Source organism: Phormidium pseudopriestleyi FRX01, assembly GCF_017313335.1.
GTDB classification, from domain to species: domain Bacteria; phylum Cyanobacteriota; class Cyanobacteriia; order Cyanobacteriales; family Laspinemataceae; genus Laspinema; species Laspinema pseudopriestleyi.
The window spans coordinates 1-5,215 of sequence record NZ_JAFLQW010000562.1 but is presented as its reverse complement, the minus strand read 5'-3'; the positions used below and the strand labels follow the sequence as shown (position 1 = coordinate 5,215).

At 48.9% G+C, this 5,215-nt stretch carries 5 protein-coding genes and 1 riboswitch; of the genes, 4 read left to right on the top strand and 1 reads right to left on the bottom strand.

The window, feature by feature from the left end:
* The first annotated feature begins 688 nt into the window (after positions 1 to 688).
* The 4 genes from J0895_RS21340 to cobW all read left to right on the top strand — a co-directional run bounded on the left by J0895_RS21340 (position 689) and on the right by cobW (position 4,234).
* Positions 689 to 943, top strand: coding sequence for a DUF7219 family protein (locus tag J0895_RS21340; RefSeq protein WP_207090013.1), 255 nt, complete (start codon positions 689 to 691; stop codon positions 941 to 943).
* A gap of 121 nt (positions 944 to 1,064) precedes the next feature.
* A complete protein-coding gene (locus tag J0895_RS21335; protein WP_207090012.1) occupies positions 1,065 to 1,643 on the top strand; it encodes a Crp/Fnr family transcriptional regulator in 579 nt (192 codons plus the stop codon).
* 160 nt (positions 1,644 to 1,803) lie between these two features.
* A riboswitch (cobalamin riboswitch) is annotated at positions 1,804 to 1,979 on the top strand.
* Between the two features lie 361 nt (positions 1,980 to 2,340).
* Positions 2,341 to 3,018: a HupE/UreJ family protein gene (locus tag J0895_RS21330; protein WP_207090011.1), complete on the top strand. Its 678-nt coding sequence runs from the start codon at positions 2,341 to 2,343 to the stop codon at positions 3,016 to 3,018.
* A 175-nt stretch (positions 3,019 to 3,193) separates the two neighbouring features.
* The gene (gene cobW, locus J0895_RS21325) at positions 3,194 to 4,234 is read left to right on the top strand and encodes a cobalamin biosynthesis protein CobW (RefSeq protein ID WP_207090010.1); all 1,041 of its coding nucleotides are present in this window, start codon (positions 3,194 to 3,196) and stop codon (positions 4,232 to 4,234) included.
* 158 nt (positions 4,235 to 4,392) lie between these two features.
* Here the strand turns inward: cobW and J0895_RS21320 are convergent.
* The coding region (locus tag J0895_RS21320; RefSeq protein WP_207090009.1) for a hypothetical protein at positions 4,393 to 5,215 on the bottom strand (823 nt) is incomplete at its 5' end.

Sequence of the window (5,215 nt, the reverse complement as noted above, 5' to 3'; positions counted from 1 at the left end):
TCCCGATCGCGATATGTCGGGTCATGATCACCCGAGTCATTTTGGTGGTTTCTCGTTCTAGTTCTAGGAGGTTCATCTCGGGATTCCTTTGCTGATAGTAGGGAGTTGCACAGCAGATTTTTGACGCCCCAGGGGCGATCGGCGCAGCCAATCCTTCCGCCTCTCCATTGCGCTTTTGTTCACTGTATCGGAATCTGGGTTAAATCTCTACCTTTTGGAGGATGTTGAATCTTAATTTATTTAAACTGTTGGCTCCCATTTACCCCATATTCGGGGTCCCCCATTCTGGACCCTTGTCTATTTCAATCCGGTTTATCGCAGTCCTCCCGCTGAGGGTGTGGGTTTTCGGTATTTTATTTTTTGGAGTTCACTAAATTATTGCTGGCTTTGCCACCGGCTTGAGGCGGTGGCATCCGGGTTCTCACCCTCATTTTTGCCGGGAAAAACTGCCAAACAACAGAGATCGCCAAAAATCGGCAATTTTCCACCCAGCAATCGTCAAACCTGAACTCGGCGAGGAATCAGTTTTGGGCCTGAACCCAACCCGCAGAAATTGAACGCCCAATGCTTAATTGCCACAATTTAGCAATAACGCTAAAGTGGTCAGGAGGGGGAATCTCCGCTAACAAATTCCGTTACAGGGCTTGATTCTCCCGCAAATAGCCAAGGGAAAGATTGGGGTAAGACAATGCATGACAAATTTGATTTTATATCTCCTCGCAGTCGTTATTACGGCAAATTCACACCAGACAATCCAGAAAATATGGTTTTTAATGCCAACTTGCAGGAGTTTGCCCAGCGCGTTAGCGTGATTAGTTGTTTAGAAACCGGGGGAAAATTACCGCCAGAGGATGCTTACAAACAAATTAAAAGACTTTGGAAACAGCTCAAACGGTCGAAAAAACAATTAGGAATTGGCACTGAGTCCGATGAGGCTGAATAAAATTCCCAATCCGAGAAAAGAGGCGACTGTCCCGGCATTTCGCCAATGCACTTTTGGGGCAATCGCCTCTTTTCTGATCCCATTTCATAACCACCAATAATAATCTAAAAACAATTTTTTTATGACAATTGCAACTTTGGCTTCAGTCTCTTCCCCAGTGAGGCGAACGTTTAACCGAAAAGATTCAATCCCGATGTGGCAAAATATCCTGTGGAAAATTGAGCGGGGAGTGGTCCGGACGATCACCTGGACGGAAGATGGGTCCACCATCGCCTCCGGATATTGGGGGCCAGGAGATGTGGTGGGTGAACCCCTCTGTTGCATTAACGGTTATCAAATAGAATGTTTAACCTCTGTGGAAGTCAGCATAATTCCAGGGCATCAGTGGCAACAAGTCTTAGATGCCATTCGCACCCACACCCAAAAAACGGAAGAACTCCTCACTATTATTCACTGTAAGCAAGTCCAGGAACGCTTGCTCAAGTTTTTGGTCTGGTTAAGCGATAAATTTGCTCGTCCCGTGGAACAGGGTCGGTTGCTAGAATTGCCAATGACTCATCAAGAAATTGCTGAGGCGATCGGCATCTCCCGAGTTACCGTGACTCGCCTCCTCCAACGCCTAGAAAGTGAAGGGGCGATATATCGTCCCCATCGTCAATCTATTCTGCTCTACGAATCCAGTGGGTTGCTCCTAGTTTAACCCTTCCCCCACTCCAGTGGCGATCGCTAGTCCTGAAGGCCATTCATTGCCAGTACCCCACCAGTCCGGTGACCTTCTAAAAGTTGCATCTCTCCTCATGGGTGCAACTTTTTCATATTCTCTCCTTATTTCTCGGTGGTAAACTGTCTCGGATGCGGTAAGATATCCCCTATCAGGCGGTTCTGATGGGGTCCAGCCATCAGACGTAAGGGGGAAAGCCAGGTAAAAATCCGGCACTGTCCCGCAACTGTGATCCCATACCCAGGTTCCCCGCAAATCTCCATTTGCCCTCTGGGGTAGGTAAGTCAGAATGCCCACCGCCTCGATCGTCCACCCTTACATTCATCTGCGAGGTACAGATGGGCATTGATTTTCCTTTACCAGAACACGCTATTCTGTCGATAGTAGCCCTTGCGCGTAACAGTACGGCAGCCCGATCGTACTTTTGACCCTACACCAACGCCAAGGGGAAAAATTTGCTTTTTTTGTGAGTTCTGTCAACCAGACCAGCTACTCACGTCCTTGCCAATTTTCAGGAAACCCAGGTATCGGAATCGTCCCGAGGGCTGGATTTTTACTCCCCATTGTGGGGAATACATCCTCACGGTTCCCTGGAAACTAAGTGGCAGTCGCACTTATGCCCCTGCCCTGGCTCACTTGTCGATATTGACCCGCTCAATTTTTTTAAACCGAACCCATGCTGAAGCAAACCCTCACCGGATTACAATCTGTTCTCACCCTTAACCCCAGAATAAAAGGGGGATTGATGATCGTTGCTGTTGCCCTCGCCTTGTTCTGGGGAATCGAACCAGCATTCGCCCATCACGGGATGAATGGCGCCATGCCGAGTAACTTCTGGGAGGGACTCCTCTCGGGATTCATGCATCCGATTATCGGGTTGGATCATTTCGCGTTTGTGGTGGCGATCGCCTTACTGTCTGCCTTCCATCCCTACGGCATCGCGATTCCCATCACCTTTGCGATCGCCGCAATGGGAGGAACCGGAATTCATTTACTCACTGTGGATATTCCGGCGGTAGAAATCATCATTGCCGCTTCTGTCCTCACCGTCGGAACCCTTCTGGCGATGAAAGAACGGCCCAATTTAAAGCTCGTCGCTGCGATCGCTGCCGTCGCTGGCATCTTTCACGGATATGCCTACGGTGAAGCCATCATCGGTGCAGAAACCGCCCCCCTCCTGGCTTACCTGATTGGATTTACCGCTATCCAAATCGCGATCGCAGCAGGGGCGATCGGTCTCGCCCGCAAAACTTTCACCGCTTTGGATCGCGACCCCAGCTTATCCCTGCGATTTGCTGGATTTACCATTGGTGGCATCGGCGCAGCATTTCTCGCCTCTTCAATTCTAGGTTAATCCCCTTTACCTGATCTCATGTTTGAGGGACTAGCTAGAGAAACCTAACCCCCCCTAGCCCCCCTTCCCTGCAAGGGCAGGGGGAGAAATATCTTACCCCCCCTGCCCTCCTAGGGAAGGGGGCTGGGGGGTTAGGTCAACCCGTCTAATTTCTGACTTTATCTCACATTAACCCATGCATAAAATTCCGGTTACCGTCATCACTGGTTTTCTCGGCGCTGGCAAAACCAGCACCATTCGCAACCTCCTCCAAAACAATCAAGGACGGCGCATTGCCGTGATCGTCAATGAATTTGGCGAAGTCGGCATTGACGGCGAGTTTCTCAAATCCTGTCAAGTGTGTGACGAATCTCCCGCTACAAATAGCAATATTATTGAACTCACCAATGGTTGCCTCTGTTGCACTGTTCAAGAGGAATTTTTGCCTACAATGCAGGAATTGCTCAAACAGCGCGATCGCCTCGATTGTATGTTAATCGAAACCTCCGGACTCGCCCTACCCAAACCCCTAATTCAAGCCTTCCGTTGGCCGGAAATTCGCACCGGGGCCACGGTCGATGGCGTGGTCACTCTGGTAGATTGTGAGGCAGTTGCTGCCGGTACTCTCGTGGGCGATATCGATGCCTTAGAACAAGCGCGACAAGCTGACCCTAGCTTAGATCACGAGACCCCCATCGAAGAACTGTTTGAGGACCAACTCGCTTGTGCAGACTTAGTATTACTGACCAAAGTCGATTTAGTCGATGCGGAAACTCAAACTAAAGTCATCACTTGGCTGCGATCGCAACTTCCCCCTCACGTCAAAATTGTTCCCTGCAAAAGCAGTGAAATTACCGCTGACTTACTCCTAGGATTTAATGCCGCAGTCGAAGACAACTTAGACAGTCGTCCCAGTCACCATGATACCGAGGAAGACCATGAACACGATGATGACATCAATTCAATTCATGTCATTTTAGACCAAACCTTCGACCCTAAAACCTTAGTCACGCAACTACAAAACCTTGTAGAAAAAGCAGAGATTTATCGCATCAAAGGATTTGTTTCTGTCTTGAATAAACCCATGCGATTAGTCTTACAAGGGGTCGGCAAACGCTTTGACCACTTCTATGATCGCCCTTGGCAGCAAGCCGAATCCCGCCAAACCCGCCTAGTCTTCATCGGACGCAACCTCAACCGAGACCAAATCTTACAGGCGATCGTCCCCAGTTCGTAGTAACGACTTCAGTCGTTTCTTCAAGTTCGTAGTAACGACTTCAGTCGTTCTTAATTGTTCGGTATCACGGACCCTAAATGTAGAGGCGATTCGCTTTCTCGCCTCTACATTTATTGTTTAATATTAACGATTGCGTAAGTCCTAGAGGAAATCCCCCTTTAACCCAACAAATTTAACGCTTCCGGTGAATTCCCCACATCCCACAGAGAATCAGACAAACTTCCCACTTCAACCGTTGCTAAAGGGAACTCGGCCATTGAAGCGATCGGACTATCAAAACACTCAGGGGGCAAATTGGGAGCTGGCCGTGACGGCAAACCCGGTATGGGGGGTGGCATCGAAGCGAGGAAGGGATACCGATAAATGACAGAATAAGGGGTAGGATTGGTCAGTTCATCAGATGCTTCCACCATCAGAACGAAATTCTCGGGAGTAATGATCTCTCGATTGAACTGTTGCGTAAAAACCTCCAGGACGAGGCCATTCGGATCCGTGGAATTCAACTCAGCAACCACGGTAAATGCTCCCTCCGGAAGCACCGTTGTTTCAATCGGTAAATTAACTTGCTCTAAAACTTGAGCATCGATTCCCGTCCGGACGACATCCAAGTTCAACGGACCCCGCAAGGATTCAGGGAAAAAGTCAGGATTAACATTAATAACTTTGATGTTAATCTGATCGCTCAATCCGGGAAACTCTAAGATGGGGTTCTGCAAATATTCCAGGCGATAATAATCTACCCGATCCTCATTGGAAATCACCCCCTCTACCCGAGCAGGATTGGCGACACGAGTCGGTTGTAAATTTTGCCGAAAGCCTAATTGAACTTCCCCTAAACTGGGAGCCGTTGCCAGATTATTTTTTAAAGTTTCTACCTCAGCGACTACAGGCGTTGCTTGGCGGAGTTCCTCAAATCCAAAGGCAATAAAATGGGCAATCGCTTGTTGGTTGGTGAACCCGGCTTGCTGCAAATCTGGGTTA

What these genes read in the sequence shown, in the direction of transcription:
- J0895_RS21340 (WP_207090013.1), top strand. Translation starts at nt 689, where the DNA reads ATGCATGACAAATTTGATTTTATATCTCCTCGCAGTCGTTATTACGGC.
- J0895_RS21335 (WP_207090012.1), top strand. Translation starts at nt 1,065, where the DNA reads ATGACAATTGCAACTTTGGCTTCAGTCTCTTCCCCAGTGAGGCGAACG.
- J0895_RS21330 (WP_207090011.1), top strand. Translation starts at nt 2,341, where the DNA reads ATGCTGAAGCAAACCCTCACCGGATTACAATCTGTTCTCACCCTTAAC.
- cobW (WP_207090010.1), top strand. Translation starts at nt 3,194, where the DNA reads ATGCATAAAATTCCGGTTACCGTCATCACTGGTTTTCTCGGCGCTGGC.